Source organism: Haloarcula rubripromontorii, assembly GCF_001280425.1.
Classification (GTDB): domain Archaea; phylum Halobacteriota; class Halobacteria; order Halobacteriales; family Haloarculaceae; genus Haloarcula; species Haloarcula rubripromontorii.
The window spans coordinates 175,932-193,778 of sequence record NZ_LIUF01000004.1; the positions used below are offsets into that span (position 1 = coordinate 175,932).

Genomic DNA, 17,847 nt, shown 5'->3' on the forward strand with positions numbered 1-17,847 from the left:
CAACTGTGGCGCGGTGGAGCGGCCCGAAGGCGCGGCGACGGGGACGGACTGGAGGAAGAGACCGTCAGTTGCTGAACTCGTTGCAGACTGGAATACCGACCGTGTTGTAGTCACTCATCGCGGCCAGTTCGTCGGGTACCTGATGGATGTCGACCGTCTCCTCGACCAGTGCAGTCGGGTCGAGTTTGCTCGACTCCACCATATCAAGCATCTCGCTGTAGCGCGACGGCTGGAGGCCGAGCGACCCTTTGAAATCGATTTCTTTGGCGACGAACTCGTCGGTCGGGAGCGGCACCATCCCCTCCTCCTCGCTGGTGGTGAGTCCGATCTGGACGTGCGTCCCGCCCTTGCGTAGCGAGTTCACCGCGTTCTGGCAGGTCGTCGCGATGCCGAGGGCATCTGCAGATACATCGGCCCCGCCGTCAGTGATGTCTCTGACCTCTTTAGCGGGGTCATCGACCTCCTGTGCGTTGACGGTAGCGACAGCACCGAGGTCTTCAGCCCGCTCCAGTTTCTCGTCCATCAGGTCCACCCCGATGACGTTGCCGCCAAGGGCGTTCGCGATGTGGACCGCCGAGAGGCCGATGCCACCGCAGCCGTGGATGACCACGTCGTCGCCGGCGCTGACCGGTGCTCGGTGGGCCATCGCGTGGAACGAGGTCATGAACCGACAGCCCATCCCAGCGGCCGATTCGGCGTCAATGTCGTCCGGAAGCGGAACGGCGTTGAGGTCGGCGTTGGGAATGTGGACCTCCTCCGCGAACGCGCCGGGCGCCTGATTCATGAACCCGAGCCCGATGTGGTTCTCACAGATGTTTTCGCGTCCGTTCCGACAGAGGTCACAGCTCCCGCAGGCAAAGTTGAACGGAATCGCGACCTCCTGCCCTTCCTCGACGTTTTCGACGTTCTCGCCGACAGAGACGATTCGGCCTGTCGGCTCGTGACCGAGGACGTGTGGCGGGTCAGGGCGGTAGCCGAACCAGTCCCAGTCTCCCTGCCAGCAGTGCCAGTCGGACCGACAGATACCACAGCCGATGACCTCGGCGACAGCCCCGTCCGGCTCCGGCTCGGGCCGTTCGACATCCTGTACTGTTAGCGGTTCCTGAAACTCTTCTAGTAGTACTGCCTGCATTACAGTATTAACATTGCATATCTTACTAATGAACATTATGGTTTTCAAACTACCATACTGTCGGGGTCCAGAGACATCAATGCGCTAGTTTTATCATATAATGATGTTCTCTGGATAAGTCTACACTCTCTTTAAATTCTCAGCTACAGCAGCCAAATCCAGCACAACGTGTCAGAAATATCTATACCCACCCGCACCGGAATGCCTTCGAAAGAGAGTGACGATCTGGTCCCCAGCGGACACGCCTCAGCCCAGCCAGCCGTAGTCGCCATCGGCATCGCCAAAGCGGCCGTCCGGCGGGTCAAAGCGGTAGAGGTCCTGTCCGAGTGCGACCCACGCGAGGCCGTATGCGGTTGCCGTCGCAGGCTGGACCTCGAATCCGAGGAACGCGATAGTCCCGAGGCCGAGTACCACGCCAAGCCACGGCGGCTGGATACGCGTCCTGACGAGACCGACAGCGACCAGCAGTGACCCGCTGACCAGTACGAGTACGCCGACCGCGATGATTGCCTCGCCGCCGCCGGAGAGGAGACGGACCAGTTGCCCGGCAGCGAAGACGAGACCGCCGAGGCCGCCGGCCCACGCGCCGACGGTCCCGGGTCGTTTCATCCGTGCACCGTAGAAATCCTCGATGGCATAGTGGCCGGCCACGACGCCGAGTGCGGAAACGATGGTTCCAGCGATAATCGGCAGGCTCGTGGCTGTCTGGCCGGTCGCGGACAGCGCCGCGGCCCAGCCGATCCAGACGATACCGCCAACGGCAGCGACCGCGCCAGCGCGCTGACACCGAAGCTTCGCCATACGGGCGAGTTGGTGGCGGGCTACAAATGCACACCGGACCGACAGACGTCGACACCACGGAGGATAATCATGTATCGTGATCGCATACGACAAGCTTCTCGGGGGTTTCGCAACAACTTTGCACGGGCCGGTCCGTCGGTCGCACATGAAACTCGCCGGTATGGCCAGCAACCGCGGCCGAAACCTCATGAACATCGCGGACCGCGCCCCGGGCGGGGCGTCCTTCGCTGTCGTTCTGACGAACGACGCGGACGCGCCAGTACTGGAAGCAGCAGCCGAGCGCGGCATCCCGACCGAAGTCGTCGAGCGCGACGACGACGAGGCCCGGGGGGCTCACGAGGAGCGCGTCCTCGATGCTCTCTCGGAGTACGACTTCGACCTCGTCACGCTGGACGGCTACATGCGCGTCCTCAGCGAGACGTTCCTGGACGAGACACCGACTGCGCTGAACGTTCACCCGAGTCTCCTGCCGAACTTCACCGGAGCGAACGCACACGAGCAGGTCCTCGACGCCGGTGTGAAGGTCACCGGCTGTACCGTCCACGTCCTCGACGAGAGCGTCGACGGCGGCCCCATCGTCACGCAGGAGCCGATCCCCGTCTTCGAGGACGACGACGAGGACAGCCTCAAGGAGCGCGTCCTCTACGAGAGCGAATTCACCGCCTACCCCCGCGTCGTCGAGTGGTTCGCCGAAGACCGCGTCACAATCGACTGGGACGAAGGCACCGTCTCGGTCGAAGGTGACGACGGCGGCGACTTCCCCGCCCGCCGCATCGTCTCAGACGACCTCGCGTCGAATCTGCGCTACGGGGAGAACCCGCATCAGGACGCCGCGCTGTACACTGACACGACCGTTTCAGAGGCCAGCGTCGTCCATGCCGACCAGCTCAACGAGGGCGCGAAGGCGCTGTCGTACAACAACTACAACGACGCCGACGGCGCGTTGAACCTCATCAAAGAGTTCGAAGAGCCCGCCGCCGCGGTCATCAAACACACCAACCCTGCGGGCTGTGCGACCGCCGACTCCGTCGCCGAGGCCTACGAGCGGGCCCTCTCGACGGACCCGATGAGCGCCTTCGGCGGCATCGTCGCGCTGAACCGCGAATGTGACGCCGCCACCGCCGAGCAGATCATCGACTCGTTCAAGGAGGTCGTCGTCGCGCCCGGCTACACCGACGCCGCCCTGGACGTGCTCTTCGAGAAGGAGAACCTCCGCGTGCTGGACGTGAACCGCGGGGACGGCCGGCCGGGCGAGGCCGGCCGGTCCGACAACTTCGAGGTCACGGACACGCTGACCGAGAAGCCGCTGGTCGGTGGCCGACTCGTGCAGGAGCGGGACACCCAGCACCTCTCGGCCGACGATCTGGAGGTCGTTACCGAGCGCGAGCCGACCGACGAGCAGGTCGAGTCGATGCTGTTCGCCTGGCACACGCTCAAACACGTCAAGTCCAACGGCATCCTCCTTGCCGACGGAACGGAGACGGTCGGCATCGGCATGGGGCAAGTCTCCCGTGTCGACGCCGTCCGGCTCGCCGCAATGAAAGCCGACGAACACGCCGAAGGGAAAGACGCCGCGGGCGCGGTGATGGCCTCGGACGCCTTCTTCCCGTTCCCGGACGGTATCGAGGAGGCCGCCGACGCCGGCATCGAGGCCGTCATCCAGCCCGGCGGCTCGAAGAACGACGACAGCGTCATCGAGGCCGCGGACGAACACGACATGGCGATGGTGTTCACCGGCCAGCGCAGTTTCCGCCACGACTGAGCGGGCCGCGCGGTCGGGACCGGCAACGAAAGAGGTTTTTCGGAGGGTTCTGAACCCGCTCCCGATGGCAAACGACAACGACAGGGAGGAGGCGGTCCGCGACGCGGTGGACGTGTCCCGGAGCGGCGCGCCGGCGGGTGGCAGCGTCATCCGTGACCGGTTCTCCGCCGACGAGATTTTCCAGCGTATCATCGTCGCGGCCGACGAGGAGGTGACGTCCGGAACCCGGGAGCTCTTTTTCAGCGGACTCGCCGGCGGCTTCGCTATCACAGTGACGTTCCTGCTGTACGCGTCGCTGTATGGCACGACCGGTGGCGACCCGATACTGAGTGCGCTGCTGTATCCACTCGGGTTCATATTTATCATTCTCGGGGATTACCAGCTGTACACCGAGAACACGCTCCCGCCGGTCGCGCTCGTCCTCGAACGGCTATCGAGCCTCCCGTCGCTGCTTCGCATCTGGGGCGTCGTCCTCGTGTCAAACGTCTTCGGCGGGATGCTGGGGGCGGCGGCGCTGGCGTTCACTGACGTACTCTCGACCGACGCATCTGTCGCTGCCGCTGGCTTCGCACAGAAAGCCATCGAGACTTCACAGATAACACTGTTCTCGAAAGCGGTGTTCGCCGGCCTCATCGTCGCTGGCGTCGTCTGGGTCGACTACTCGCTACGGGACAGCATCTCGCGGCTCGTGTTGATCTACATCTCGTTCCTGGCGATCCCGTTTGGAAATCTCTATCACGTTGTCGTCTCTGCGACGGAGATGTTCTACCTAGTTTTCATCGGCGAGCTGGCACTTTCCGTCGGTCTCTGGCAGTTCGTTCTGCCGGTACTCATCGGTAACTCCGTCGGTGGCGTCGTCCTCGTCACCGTCGTCAACTACTTCCATACGACCGAGCGACGGCTCGAAACAGCGCGGGATGAAGGGTCCAAGCGCCAGCTCACTATCCGGGAGTGGATCTGGGGCGGATGGTCCGCCTCGGGCCGCTCGTACGTGCCGGCGACTGACGAGATTCCCCGAAGCGATCCGGAGTCGCGAGAGAACGAGCGCTGACACAAACCATTTCAACGCCCTCCGGTTATCGTATGTGTGAACTGGGTGAGAGATAACCGGCTATTGCTTCTGTTTGCCGCTGTCGTTCTGACGACACTGGGCGCTGTCGGGCTGGGGATCGTCGGTGTCGTCGCGACAGTCGGGGCACTTCTGGGTGGCGGCGCGGTTGTCCAGACCTTCGCCGGATTTCTGCTTGGCACGCTGTTGCTTGTGGGCGTCGACATCGTCTTCTCGGTCGCGCTGGTCCGTGCGCTGGCCCGGCGGGCGTCGGTGCCGAAGAGCCAGCGCGTCGCTGGTGGACTCGCCCGTCTCGAAGCCGTCGTCCCACCGCTCGCGTCGCTCGGTCTCTCGGACGTGTTCGCGCCGCCGGAGCCGACAGTCGAGGAGCGACACGAGGCGTTGACGCGCCGGTACGTTGAGGGGGAACTCTCCGAGGTCGAATACGAGCGGGAACTGCGGGCGCTTCTCGACGAAGACGAGGACAGGGGGATAGAACCGCAAGACGCCGCCGATATCGAGTCCGAGCTATCGCGGACCACGGCGACCGATGCCGAGTACGAACCGGCCCGGGAATAATACTGAGCGGGTTTTACATGCTCGCCCGACGACGGGTCGAATATGGACACACCTACGTTTCTCGAAGTCGAGGTGGAGCGGGACGCCGTCGCCTCGGTGCTTGACGCCGTCCCCGGCGTCGCTGTTGTCGACGACGCCACTGCTGTCCCCGCATCTGGACTGGAAGGGCCGGATGGAGCCGAGGATTCCGGTCCCGGTCTCGCGGACCGTCTCGGCTCGCTATGGCGACAATGGGGGCTGCTCGGCACTGGGGTGTCGCTTATCGCGCTCGGCGCAGCGACGGCCGGCCTCTGGTGGTACCGCCGCCGCACTGCCGACGAAACCCATGTCGAGAGCCCCGACGAGGACACGTCGGAATGGGCCACGGAGCGTGCAAGCGAGACGCCACCACCGGCTGAACAGACCGTCGATACGCCATCCCCGACCGACACGGAGTTCGAGCCGAAACCAGCGGTCGCAGAAGCCGAGGACACGCCGACTCCAGAGGCACAGGAAACTGCGCTGGCCGGAGAGGAGCCACAGACTGCGTCCGAGTCCCGGCGGCAGGACACTGGGATTGACACGGAGCTATCTGGCGCTCCCGAGTCAGAGACCGAGACGGACACTCCGGAGCAAGAGGAAACAGAGTCCGCTGGGACAGACACGGAAGACCGACCGGGAGCGAAGATCGACCCGGCACCGCTGCTGGGTGCCGCGTTCCTGATTCTGTCGAGCGCGCTCGGTCGGTGGGCCACGCGCGAACAGAGTGAGCGGACGTAACTGTCGCTTCGAGGTCGGTGGCGATATAGTAACAATTGAAACAATTCACACACCAATCGCACTGCAGCCGTGCGATCGGATATATTGATTTTCAATGACTACTGTAGTCTGGGGCGCGGGCGCTCGGGGCGTCTTCGGGCCGGAGACACACAACAGTCCGACAGGCTAAAGCGAACGGCTCCGATAGCCCGACCATGGAGTTCCACGAGGCCGCGAACTTCCTCTTCGAGTTGCGCCGGTTCGCCCCACGACCCGGTACTGATGCCACGCAGGACCTGCTCTCGTCGCTCGGTGACCCACAGGAGGGACTTCGCTGCGTCCAGATTGCGGGGTCCAACGGGAAGGGGTCCACCGCGCGGATGGTCGAACGAACGTTGCGGGAAGCCGGCCTCGATGTCGGGCTGTACACCTCGCCGCATCTCGACGACGTGCGCGAGCGGATTCGTATCAACGGCCGGAAGCTCTCCGAGGCCGCCCTCGTCGAGTTCGTCGAATCGGTCCAGACATACGTGACCGAACAGGGCGCGGCCAGCGACTCGCCCACCTTCTTCGAGACGATGACCGCGATGGCGCTGTGGGAATTCGACCGTCAGGACGTAGATATCGCGGTGCTGGAAGTCGGTATCGGCGGCCGATACGACGCTACGAGCGTGGTCGACCCGGACGCCAGCGCTGTCACGTCGGTGACGCTCGAACACACCCATATTCTCGGCGATACCGTCGCGGAGATCGCCCACGACAAGGCCCACGTCGCTCCCGAGGACACCCCGCTGGTAACCGGGACGACCGGCGACGCGCTGGCTGCCGTCCGCGAGGTCGCCGACGATGTTGTGACTGTCGGCGAGGGCAGCGACGCCGACGTGACGGCCACGTATGCCGGTCGCGAGGGACTGGAGGGGTCGGTCTCGGTTGACGGTCCCGACTGGAGCGTCGACACCTACCTCCCGCTGCTGGGTGCACACCAGGCACAGAACGCCGGAATCGCAGCCACGCTGTGCCAGCAAGTCGCGGACATCTCACAGACAGACCTCGAACGCGGCCTGCGAAACGCCCACTGGCCCGGTCGGTTCGAGGTCATGAACGAGTCGCCGCTGGTCGTCCTCGACGGGGCACACAACCCCGGAAGCATCGAGCGCACCGCCGAAACGCTGTCCTCGTTCGACTACGACGCCCTCCACGTCGTCATCGGCGCGATGGTCGACAAGGACCACGAGCGCATCGCCGCGGCGCTGCCGGACCCGGACCACGTCGTCGCTTGCCAGCCCAACGTCGACCGGGCTGAGTCCCACCATGTCGTCGCGACCGCAGTGGAAAACGCGACCGACGCGACGGTCGAGACGCGCAGCGACGTTGCGGGGGCGCTCGATATCGCACTCGACGCTGCGGCTTCCAGCGATGCGGTCCTCGTGGTCGGGTCGCTGTACGCTGTGCGGGAGGCCCGGACCAACTGGTCGCGCTCGCTGGTCCCCAAACAGGTCGACTCGCTGGCCGAGGCCCGCGAGACAATGGAGAGCGCCCACGTTACCGCGGCCGGGACCCAGCGGATGCGAGGCAAGGGCGTCCACCGCGTCCTTCGCACCCGCGTCCAGCCGCGACAGGCCCAGTATCTCAAGGAAGAACTGCTGTCACTGGGCGGCGAATGTGCGGTTTCCGGCCTGAGCGGTCAGGACGAGGAGGCCATCGATGTGGTCATGATGGCGACGATGGCCCAGTACAGACGCCTCGCGGAGAAGTTGGACGGTCAGTCCGACGGGCTCGCGTCGTTCACCGACGAACTACGGGCGGCGCTCTCTCTCCAGCAGCCCGAGCCAGGCACGTCGACAGCGTATCCGTGGGACGACGGGACAGCCGTGATGGGCATCTGCAACATCACGCCGGACTCGTTCCACGACGGCGGCGAGTACAACGCCGTTGAAGACGCCGTCGCTCGCGCCGAGCGGATGGTCGAAGCCGGCGCGGACATCCTCGATATCGGCGGGGAGTCGACTCGGCCCGGTGCTGAGCCGGTCCCGGTCGAGGAGGAGATCGACCGCGTGGTGCCCGTTATCGAGGCGCTGTCAGAGCTGGACGTCGCTATCTCGGTCGACACGCGGAAGGCCCCTGTCGCGCGAGCCGCGCTCGATGCCGGTGCAGACATTCTGAACGACGTGTCCGGACTCGAAGACCCGGAGATGCGCCTCGTCGCCGCCGAGTACGACGTCCCGGTTGTCGTGATGCACTCCATCGAGACGCCGGTTGACCCGGATAGCGACATCCACTACGACGACGTGGTCGAGGACTGTATCGACCAGTTGACCGAGCGCGTCTTGCTCGCCGAAAAGGCCGGGCTCGACCGCGACCAGATTATCGTCGACCCGGGCATCGGCTTCGGAAAGTCGGCCACAGAGAGCTTCGAACTGCTCGACCGACTGCCGGAGTTCGAGGCGCTCGGCTGCCCTATTCTGGTCGGACACTCTCACAAGTCGCTGTTCAGGCTGGCCGGACAGGAAGCGGGCGACTGCCTGGAGGCGACCATCGCCGGGACGACGCTGGCGGCCGAGAGAGGGGCCGACATCGTTCGTGTCCACGATGTTCCGGAGAACGTTGCTGCCGTTCGCGTCGCCGAGGCGGCCCGTGACCCACAGAAGTTCACGGACTGAGTCGACCAACCAAACAGACAGTCGGACAACTGCCAGACGGGACCGTCAAACCCAAACGTTACCTCTGGTTATTTATGTTTCTCAATGATGAGAATCAGGGGCGAACATATAACCCCTGTGTCGGTTGACTCCCCGCCATGGCATTCCAGAGCGAGAGTCCAAGCTCTCGAAAACGTATCACTAAATCTGATAGGGCTGGCGTCGATGGCGGGACGCTGACCGACCGTATCGGACTGGACGCCGGGGAGATACGCTGGCGAAAGGAGTTCACTGGATTCGACGAGTCGGATGTCGACAATCTCACCGCGATGGCAGACGAGACGAACGCCCGGGCCGAATCTGTCGTCGACGATTTCTACGATCATCTCCAGTCGTTCGATGAAACCGTCGAGATTTTTGGGCGATCAACCAAGTCAGTCGACCAACTCAAAAACACGCAGACGCAGTACCTCCGGGACCTCGTCGCCGGGAGCTACGACAAACAGTACTTCGAGAATCGGGCCCGTATCGGGAAGATACACGATATGCTCGACCTCGGGCCGAAGATCTATCTCGGGGCTTACAGCATCTATTTCGAACACTTCTTGCGGACAATTGTCGAGGACCTGCAATCGGGTGACGCTGCCCGGGACGAGGCGCTCGAAGAAATGCAGTCGCGGGCGCTCTCCGTGTTCAAACTCCTCAACCTCGACCAGCAGGTCGCGATGGATACCTACATCGACTCGTACAGCCAGCGGCTCGAATCAGCAATCGATGACCAGCAGGCGCTGATGGAGGAGGTCGAGAGCGGATTGCAGGAGCCTATCGACGAACTGAGTACCTCCGCCGAGGCGGTCGCGGAGACGAACAAGCAGATCACTGCGACAGCCGAAACCCAATCCCAGTCGATGGACGAGGTAGCAGGCGAGGTCGCGGATATGAGCGCGACCATCGAGGAGATTGCGTCGACCGCCGAGGAAGTCGCGAGTACCAGCACGTCAGCCGAACAAAAAGCTGCACGCGGAAACGAAGCCGCACAGCAGGCCGCGGCCATGATGAACGACGTCGACGACGCCGTCGATACGGTTTCGGAAGATATCGCGGGCTTACAGGAGCAGGCCGACGAAATCGATGACATCGTCGAAGTGATAAACGACATCGCGGACCAGACCAATATGCTCGCGCTGAACGCCTCCATCGAAGCCGCACGCGCCGGCGAGGCGGGCGACGGGTTCGCCGTCGTCGCCGACGAAATCAAGACGCTCGCCGGGGATTCACAGGAACACGCGAACCGGATCGAAGACACCGTCACGGAGATTCAGGACGAGACTGTCGACGCCGTCGAGAGCCTCGAAACCGTGACCGAACAGGTAACGGAGGGCATCGATCAAGTCGAGACAGCAGCTGAGCGACTCGAAGAGATTGTTTCGGCGGTCAACGAGGCGTCACAGGGCATTCAGGAGGTTTCTGCGGCGACCGACGACCAGGCGGCGTCGACAGAAGAAGTCGCCAGCATGATCGACGAGCTGTCGAGCGGAATCGACGACATGACCGCACAGCTCGACGACCTTGCAGCGACGAACGAACGGCAGACAGAGAAGATTCAGGACGTGGCCGAGACCGCGCGCCGCCTCGATACAGATACGGCGTAACTTCGATTCCCACTCAGCCACGTATGCTGGTGGATACCCGGGTGGTACCCGCTCACACGCCCCCCAAAGAGCTATTCCGGACCGTCGAGAGCACTGCGTATGACTCGACGCGACATCGTCCGCGAGGGCTACGACGATATCGCCGCGACCTATGCGGCCGAGCGTGACGGTGAGGGTCACGAGCGCGATCTGGTCGCGCGCCTCGCGGATCGTCTGCCTGCCGAGAGCCGGATTCTCGATGCCGGCTGTGGCGCTGGGACGCCTGCGATGGACGTTCTCGCAACCGATCACACCGTCACGGGACTGGATCTCTCTCGTGAACAGCTACGAACGGCGCGCGAGCGGGTCCCCGGACCGCGGCTCTGTCAGGGGGACCTGGCAGCGCTGCCGTTCCCGGAAGACACGTTCGATGCGGTCGTCTCACTGCACGCGGTCATCCACGTCCCGCGAGCGGAACACGCCGCCGTCTTCGCGGAGTTCGAGCGCGTTCTCGAACCGGGCGGTCGACTACTGGCCGCGCTGGGCGACGACCAGTGGGAGGGCACCAACGAGAACTGGCTGGGGACCGATACCGAGATGGCCTGGAGCTTCCACGGCCGCGAACGTAATCGCGAGCTACTAACCGAGGCCGGCTTCTCCATCACCGGCGTCGAAACCGTCGACGACGAACTCGGTGGGGTGTTCGCGTTTTTCGAGGCGCGAGCGTAGCCCCCTCCCTGCTCACTCCGTCTCGGCCGGCGGCTCGACGGCCTCGGCCTCCGTCTCGGTGACGCGGATGCCCTTCGAAGCGAGGTGGCGCATCTGTCGGCGGACGAAGTCCTCTTCGGTCGTCCCTCGCGTCGCGAGAATGACCATCCGGGCGTTGCCGGCGGGGCGCATCGTCCGCCCGGCCCGCTGTGCGCCCTGGCGGCGGGACCCGCCAAGTCCGGAGGCGACGATAGCGAGTTCGGCGTCCGGCAGGTCGATGCCCTCGTCGCCGACCCGGGAGACGACCAGCGTGTCCAGTTCGCCCCGGCGGAACTCGTCGAACAGCTTCTCTCGGCGAGCGTGTGGCGTCTCGCCGCTGATGAAGGGTGCGCCGATGGCCTCGCTGATGGCCTCTCCCTGATCGAGGTACTCGATGAACACCAGGGCCTTCGCCGCGGGGTTCTCGGCCAGGGCGTAGCGTATCTCGTCGATCTTCCCGGTGTTGCTTGCGGCGGCCTGCCGTCGGTCGTGGCCCGACGTGGAACTGTACTCGGACTGCTCGGTCTCGTCGCCCCACGGCACGAGGCGGATTTCGACCTCCGGCTCGGCGACGTAACCCTCGTCGAACAGTTTGCCCCAGTCGGTCCCGATTGGCGGGCCGACAAGCGTGAATATCTCCTCCTCGTCGTCGCTCTCTCTGGTCGGCGTGGCGGTCAGCCCCAGGCGGTGTTTAGTCTGGAGGTCCGCGCTCCGGCGGTGAATCGGCGACGGGACGTGGTGGACCTCGTCGTAGACGATGAGGCCCCACTTGCGCTGGTCGAACAGTTTCCGGTGGCGGTCCATCCCAGCGGTGCGGTAGGTGGCGATGGTGACCGGGCGGATGGACTTCTCGCCGCCGTGGTACTCGCCGATGTCGTCGTCAGTGAGCGAGGTATGGCGAACCAGTTCGTCGCGCCACTGGGAGGCAAGTTCGCGCGAGGGGACGAGAATCAGCGTCTCGCCGCCGATGGCGGCCATCGCCCCCATCGCGGCGACGGTCTTGCCCGAGCCGGGCGGGCCGACGAACACGCCCGATCCCTGCTCGGTGAACCGCTCCACCCAGTCTTGCTGGTAGTCCCGCAGGCGCAGGCGCAGATCCATCTCGATGGCGTCGCCCGTTTCGAGGTCGCGGTCGTCCCGGACCGGATAGCCCGCCTCGTACAGCGTCCGCTTGATTTCGGCGGTCGCGTCCTCGTTGACCCACGACTCCGAGTCCGAGATAGGGGCACGGAGGTGGTCGTCGTCGAGTTTCGGCCGGGCGACGTTGCCCATCAGGTCGTCGCTTTCGGCTTCGAGGACGACGTACCCGTCCTCGTGGGTCTTCAGGCGGAACTTCCGGGCGCGTTCCCACTGACTCGTCACCCACTCTTCGAGGTGGGGCGAGCGCTCGCCCAGCACGTCCCGCATCGTCGCGAGCAGGTCGTCCAGCGACTCGTGGGGCGCGGCCCAGATATCCTCCTCTCGGAGTTCGTACACGTAGCCGCCCGAGCGGTTGGTGTCCTGCAGGCGGGCGAACTGCGAGAGTTGCGCCCGGGTGAACTGGTCGGGGTGTTCGACCACCACTTCACGGCGGTCGGGAAACAGGACGACGCGCTCGCGGTCTGTCACCTCTGCGATGTCCGTCGGATACCATACAGACTCGACCTCGGACACGTCCTGGCGCTCGATGTCGCCATCGTCGGCGAGTCGCTTCAGCGCCGCCCGCGCCTCGTCTGGCGTCAGATCCGTTTTGCGGGAGAACTCCGTCGCCGTCAGATGTGGGCGGCCGACGGCGTCGATAGCGTCGTAGACGGCGTCGAGTTCGAGTTCCGTGGCGGGGTCCGAGTCGTCGTCTCGGTCGGCTGGCTCCTCGGCTGTCACTACCGAATGGAGGGTGTCGACGCTCAAACGGGTTTCGTCTGGACACTCCCTGAGACGGGCACGAATACATACCTTAATATGGCGCCACCTAGACCTGCCGGCATGGTTGAGGGAATCGCGGCTGGACCGTGGTCGGTCGTCCCCGCGCTCGTCGCAATCGGGCTCGCCTGGTACACCCGGGACGCGCTTATCGGGCTATTCGTGGGCATCGTCATCACAGGCATGCTCGTCGGCGCGTTACACCCCCAAGCAGTCGGGGTCCCGTCGGACCTGATCACTGCCGGCGGGGAGGTGGCGACAGTCCAGCCACAGGCCGAGGACGGGAGTCCGTGGACGGTCGGCGTCGGTGGCATCGTGCTTGGAGGTATCTTCGGGCTGAAGCTCGTGCCGGAGATAATCGCGACGGCCCCGCTGTTTGGAGAGTGGTACGTCAAGAACGTCCTGCTCGCCATCTTCGCCATCGGCGGACTGATCGGGCTGATGATTCGAGCCGGTGCGATACAGGGCGTGCTGGAGGCGCTTGTGTCGCGGGCCGAATCTGCCGCAGACGCCGAGAAGGCCGCGTTTCTGGCCGGTATCGCCATCCACATCGACGACTACTTCAACTGCCTCGTGGTCGGCTCGATGATGCGGCCGCTGACCGACAAGTTCGACGTTTCGCGGGCCAAGCTGGCCTACTACGTCGACTCAGCGGGATCGCCGGCATCCCGGCTCGCGTTCTACTCGACGTGGGGCGCGGCGATGGTCGGCTTCATCGGTGGCGGCCTCGTCGAGGCACAGCAACAGGGGACGCTCCCGTCGGGCATGACCAACTTCGTCAACACCGGCGGCGAGCAGGTCACTGCGGCGACCGGGGCCGTCTGGCCGCTGTTTTTCAACACGCTGTTTACCGGCTTCTACTCGTGGATTGCGCTCGGCCTCGCTGGCCTTGTCGCGTGGCAAGTCGTCCCGAATATCTACGGGATGGGGACCGAAGAGTCCCGGGCGAGAAACGAAGGGAAGGTCGTCGGCGACGACGCGGACCCGATGATTTCCGCGGAGATGGACGAATACGAGGTGTCCGAAACCGCCACACCGGACTGGCGGAACTTCGCCTGGCCGATTCTCACGATGATTGTCGTCGGCCTCGGCGCGATGTTCTGGCGGGCCAGTCCCGTCATCTACGTCAAAGGGAAGGAAGGAATGGGGACCACACTGCTCCAGCTCGGCAGTTGGCAGCTAGTCACGCCGCCGAGCGGACCGTGGGCGTTCAATATCGGCGGCGTCCAGCTCGGTCTGGCCTCGTTCTCCGCGCTTATCGTCGCCTTCCTGCTGTATCGCTGGAAGGGCGACATCCCGTCCAACGACGACGCGACTGATGCGATGATGGTCGGCTTCAAGGGCATCCTTCTCGCGGCTGTCATCCTGATGTTCGCCAGTTCCATCCAGAACGCAGTGACGATACTAGGTATCTCGTCGTTCGTGACGAACGTCTTTGGCGGCGTGCCGGCGTTCATCATTCCAGTCGGGGTCTTCCTCGTAACCTCGTTTGTCAGCTTCTCTGACGGCTCCTCGTGGTCGACCTACGGCATCATGTTCCCCATCGCCATTCCGCTGGCGTTCTCGACTGGGGCGAACCTCCCGCTGGTCCTCGGTGCAGTGTTCAGCGGCGGCATCTTCGGCGACCACACCTCACCCATCAGCGACACGACCGTGCTGGCGTCGTCGACGAGCGGCAGCGACCACATGGTCCACGTCAAGAGTCAGGCCCCCTACGCCCTCATCGCGGCTGGTGTCGCGGCCGTGTTGTTCCTCGTGTTCGGGTTGGTGCTTCCCGAAGGGTTCCGCGTCATCCCGTACTGACTGGCGGCAATTTGTCCGCGTCGTCAGCGCGGCTGCGTGCTGTTTCGATTAGAGAAGCCCGGTCTCCTCGATTTGCTTCTCGTAGAGGTCCTCGTACGCTGCTCGGACCTGCGAATGGTCGAATTCGGCACAGGATTCGTCGACGGTCCGGCGCTCGAACCCGGCCGATTCAGTGATTTTGTCGGCGATTTCCTGCGGGTTCGTCACTCGAAACGCACGGTCGCGCTGCTCGATGAGTTCGTGGGCCGACGACTCGGCCTGGTACTCCACGATGCCGATACAGCCACAGGCCATCGCCCAGAGGAGGTCCGTGGCGAAACACTCCCGGAACGCCGTCTGGACGAACACGTGCGCGCCCTTGTAAATCGAGACGCGCTCCTCGACATCGCACGCGCCGGCGAAGGTCACGCGGTCGTCGATGCGGAGGTCGGCCGCCTCCTGTTCGTAGTGCGCTCGCTCCGGGCCGTCGCCGATGATCGTCGCCGACCAGCCCTTCTGTCTGAGTTCAGCCAGACCAAGCAGGAGCGACTCGACGTTCGCGCTGCCGTCCAGTCGGTGGGCGTACACCACGTCGATTTCCTCGCCGGCATCGGTCTCTCTAACGAGGTCCATGTCGATGCTCTGTGGGAGAATTGCGGTCTGGTCCGCTGTCGCTCCCCGCTCGCGGACTCGCGTGCGGACGAGTTCCGACGGGGTGACGAGACAGTCCGACGCCCGGAGCGCGAGGGCGGCCCGGCGGCTCTCGGGCACGTCTTCGTCGCCGAACCACTCCGTGAGCATCGGGGCGCGCGACAGTGTTGCACCGGTCTTGGCCGCCAGCGCGACTGATGCCGGCGTCGGGTGGACGTGGACGACATCTGGACGGAACCGAGCGAGCATGACCGGCAGGCGGACACAGAAAGAGGGGACGGTCGGCGAGACGGTGACAGCACGGTACGTGACGCCGTCGCGCTCGCGCTGATTGTCGAACCCCTGCCACCACTGGGAACAGAACACGGTCACGTCGTGGCCGGCCGCGGCGAGTTCGGTAGCCACCCGCTCCAGCCGGGTTCGGCCCACTGTGTCCCGGTACTGACTCGTCTCCATGGCGACGACCGCGACACGCATACAGGGGCGACGACGTGGCCGCTCAAAAAGCCCTCGTTTGCAACAAAAGGTTTTGGCCATGCCCGACCACCCTCCCGTTGTGACTGCGTACGACCTCTCGCGCTATCTCAACGTCCGGAGTGCATACGGCAGTTCGTTCGCGCCGGACGGGACGCTCGCCTTCCTGATGAACACGACCGGCGTCGCCCAGCTCTGGTCGCTTACCGAACCACAGGGCTGGCCCGAACAACTGACCTTCTACGACGACACTGTGAGCTTCGTCGACTACTCGCCCGAGCGCCGGGAACTCGTCTTCGGCATGGACGAGGGCGGCAACGAGCGGGCGCAGCTATACCGGCTCGATACGGATGGACACGTCCACGAACTCACGGGGATGCCCGACGCGAAACACCGCTGGGGCGGCTGGTCGCCGGACGGCGAGCGCTTCGCCTTCGCGTCGAACCGCCGCGACGAGGCCGTCTTCGACATCTACGTGCAGGACCGCGACGCGACCGGCGACGACGCAGAACTGGTCTGGGAGGGCCACGGCTGGCTCTCCGTGGGCGGGTTCTCGCCCGACGGTGACCGACTGCTGGTCAGCGAAGCTCACTCCAGTTTCGACCAGGACATCTACGTACTTGACATCGACAACGAGGACCTCAGCCATCTCACGCCACACGAGGGGAAGGTCCGCTACACCAGCGCGTCGTGGGGGCCGGAAGGGGACGCGGTGTATCTCGTCACCGACGCCGAGAGCGACACGCTCGAACTCGCCCGCCTCTCGCTCGATGGCGGCCTCGACATCGTGCGCTCGGACGACCAGTGGAACATCGACGGCGTCGCACTTGACAAGGACAGCGGCCGCCTCGCGTACTCGCGCAACGTCGACGGCTACAACGAACTCACCGTCGGCGAACTGACGGGGACGGCGACTATCGAGACGTTCCCGACGCCGGACCTCCCGGGCGGGCTGGCCGGCGGCGTCTCGTGGGGACCCGACGCCGAGCGGTTTGCCGTCAGCGTCACCGGGCGGACAGTCAACACCAATGTGTTCGTCGTGGAGGCCGAAACCGGCGAGAGCGAGCAGTGGACGGCCGCCTCGACGGCCGGCATCCCGCGTGAGACGTTTATCGAGTCCGAGGTGGTCCGGTTCGAATCCTTCGACGGACGGGAGATTCCGGCGCTGTTCTCGCTGCCGAACGGTGCAGCCGACGGGGCCAGCGCTGACAGCGACACGCCGGTCATCGTGGACATCCACGGCGGCCCGGAGAGCCAGCGCCGCCCGTCGTTTTCCGGCCTGACCCAGTACTTCCTCTCGCGGGGCTACGCCGTCTTCGAGCCGAACGTTCGCGGGTCGACCGGCTACGGGAAGGCCTACACCCACCTCGACGACGTGGAAAAGCGGATGGACTCCGTGAAGGACCTGCGGGCCGGCGTCGACTGGCTCCACGACCACCCCGCGGTCGACCCCGACCGCATCGTGGCGATGGGCGGCTCCTACGGCGGCTTCATGGTGCTTGCGGCACTGACGGAGTACCCCGACCTCTGGGCGGCCGGCGTCGACGTGGTCGGCATCGCCAACTTCGTCACCTTCTTAGAGAACACCGGCGACTGGCGGCGCGAACTCCGCGAGGCCGAGTACGGCTCCCTGGAGTCGGACCGGGAGTTCCTCGAATCCATCTCGCCCATCAACAACGTCGACCGCATCTCGGCTCCGCTGTTCGTCCTCCACGGGGCCAACGACCCTCGCGTCCCGGTCGGCGAGGCCGAACAAATCGCCGAGCAGGCCGCCGAGCAGGGCGTTCCCGTAGAGAAGCTCGTCTTCGACGACGAGGGCCACGGCATCAGCAAACGCCAGAACCGCATCGAGGCGTACACCGCTGTCGTCGAATTCCTCGACGACCACGTCTGAGCGCTAAGACAGAAACCCGGCGACTGCGACGGCACGGCGTTTTTATAGGGGTGTTTCAAGCGACGAAAAC

The 17,847-nt window shown here is 64.7% G+C and carries 13 protein-coding genes; 9 read left to right on the forward strand and 4 right to left on the reverse strand.

Features of this window, described 5'->3' with window-relative positions:
• Window positions 1–64: 64 nt before the first annotated feature.
• Window positions 65–1,132 carry a zinc-dependent alcohol dehydrogenase family protein gene (locus tag AMS69_RS13265; protein WP_053968550.1) on the reverse strand — a complete coding sequence of 356 codons (1,068 nt, stop codon included), beginning with the start codon at window positions 1,130–1,132 and terminating at the stop codon, window positions 65–67.
• Between the two features lie 246 nt (window positions 1,133–1,378).
• Window positions 1,379–1,933, reverse strand: coding sequence for a hypothetical protein (locus tag AMS69_RS13270; protein ID WP_053968551.1), 555 nt, complete (start codon window positions 1,931–1,933; stop codon window positions 1,379–1,381).
• 145 nt (window positions 1,934–2,078) lie between these two features.
• Between AMS69_RS13270 and purH the strand changes: the two genes are divergently transcribed.
• The 7 genes from purH to AMS69_RS13305 all read left to right on the forward strand — a co-directional run bounded on the left by purH (window position 2,079) and on the right by AMS69_RS13305 (window position 11,059).
• Window positions 2,079–3,695 (forward strand): bifunctional phosphoribosylaminoimidazolecarboxamide formyltransferase/IMP cyclohydrolase, encoded by a 1,617-nt coding sequence (gene purH, locus AMS69_RS13275; protein WP_053968552.1) that lies wholly within the window; start codon window positions 2,079–2,081, stop codon window positions 3,693–3,695.
• Between the two features lie 64 nt (window positions 3,696–3,759).
• Window positions 3,760–4,746 carry a formate/nitrite transporter family protein gene (locus tag AMS69_RS13280; RefSeq protein ID WP_053968553.1) on the forward strand — a complete coding sequence of 329 codons (987 nt, stop codon included), beginning with the start codon at window positions 3,760–3,762 and terminating at the stop codon, window positions 4,744–4,746.
• A 36-nt stretch (window positions 4,747–4,782) separates the two neighbouring features.
• Window positions 4,783–5,322, forward strand: coding sequence for a hypothetical protein (locus tag AMS69_RS13285; RefSeq protein WP_053968554.1), 540 nt, complete (start codon window positions 4,783–4,785; stop codon window positions 5,320–5,322).
• Window positions 5,323–5,364: 42 nt separating this feature from the next.
• Complete coding sequence (locus AMS69_RS13290; protein WP_053968555.1) at window positions 5,365–6,081, forward strand: hypothetical protein; 717 nt, start codon at window positions 5,365–5,367, stop codon at window positions 6,079–6,081.
• 194 nt (window positions 6,082–6,275) lie between these two features.
• Window positions 6,276–8,720, forward strand: coding sequence for a dihydropteroate synthase (folP, locus tag AMS69_RS13295; RefSeq protein ID WP_053968556.1), 2,445 nt, complete (start codon window positions 6,276–6,278; stop codon window positions 8,718–8,720).
• A 137-nt stretch (window positions 8,721–8,857) separates the two neighbouring features.
• The gene (locus AMS69_RS13300; protein ID WP_053968557.1) at window positions 8,858–10,351 is read left to right on the forward strand and encodes a globin-coupled sensor protein; all 1,494 of its coding nucleotides are present in this window, start codon (window positions 8,858–8,860) and stop codon (window positions 10,349–10,351) included.
• A 99-nt stretch (window positions 10,352–10,450) separates the two neighbouring features.
• Window positions 10,451–11,059, forward strand: a complete 609-nt coding sequence (locus tag AMS69_RS13305; protein WP_053968558.1) for a class I SAM-dependent methyltransferase — start codon at window positions 10,451–10,453, stop codon at window positions 11,057–11,059.
• Window positions 11,060–11,071: 12 nt separating this feature from the next.
• On the opposite strand, the gene AMS69_RS13310 is transcribed toward AMS69_RS13305, so the two are convergent.
• Window positions 11,072–12,937: a DEAD/DEAH box helicase gene (locus AMS69_RS13310; protein WP_053968559.1), complete on the reverse strand. Its 1,866-nt coding sequence runs from the start codon at window positions 12,935–12,937 to the stop codon at window positions 11,072–11,074.
• A gap of 102 nt (window positions 12,938–13,039) precedes the next feature.
• On the opposite strand from AMS69_RS13310, the gene AMS69_RS13315 reads away from it, so the two are divergent.
• Window positions 13,040–14,779 (forward strand): Na+/H+ antiporter NhaC family protein, encoded by a 1,740-nt coding sequence (locus tag AMS69_RS13315; RefSeq protein ID WP_053968560.1) that lies wholly within the window; start codon window positions 13,040–13,042, stop codon window positions 14,777–14,779.
• Between the two features lie 48 nt (window positions 14,780–14,827).
• Here AMS69_RS13315 and AMS69_RS13320 read toward each other — a convergent pair whose 3' ends face one another.
• A complete protein-coding gene (locus AMS69_RS13320) occupies window positions 14,828–15,886 on the reverse strand; it encodes a glycosyltransferase (RefSeq protein ID WP_053968561.1) in 1,059 nt (352 codons plus the stop codon).
• Between the two features lie 79 nt (window positions 15,887–15,965).
• Here AMS69_RS13320 and AMS69_RS13325 point away from each other — a divergent pair, with 79 nt between their 5' ends.
• Complete coding sequence (locus tag AMS69_RS13325) at window positions 15,966–17,777, forward strand: S9 family peptidase (RefSeq protein WP_053968562.1); 1,812 nt, start codon at window positions 15,966–15,968, stop codon at window positions 17,775–17,777.
• The last annotated feature ends 70 nt before the right edge of the window (window positions 17,778–17,847 follow it).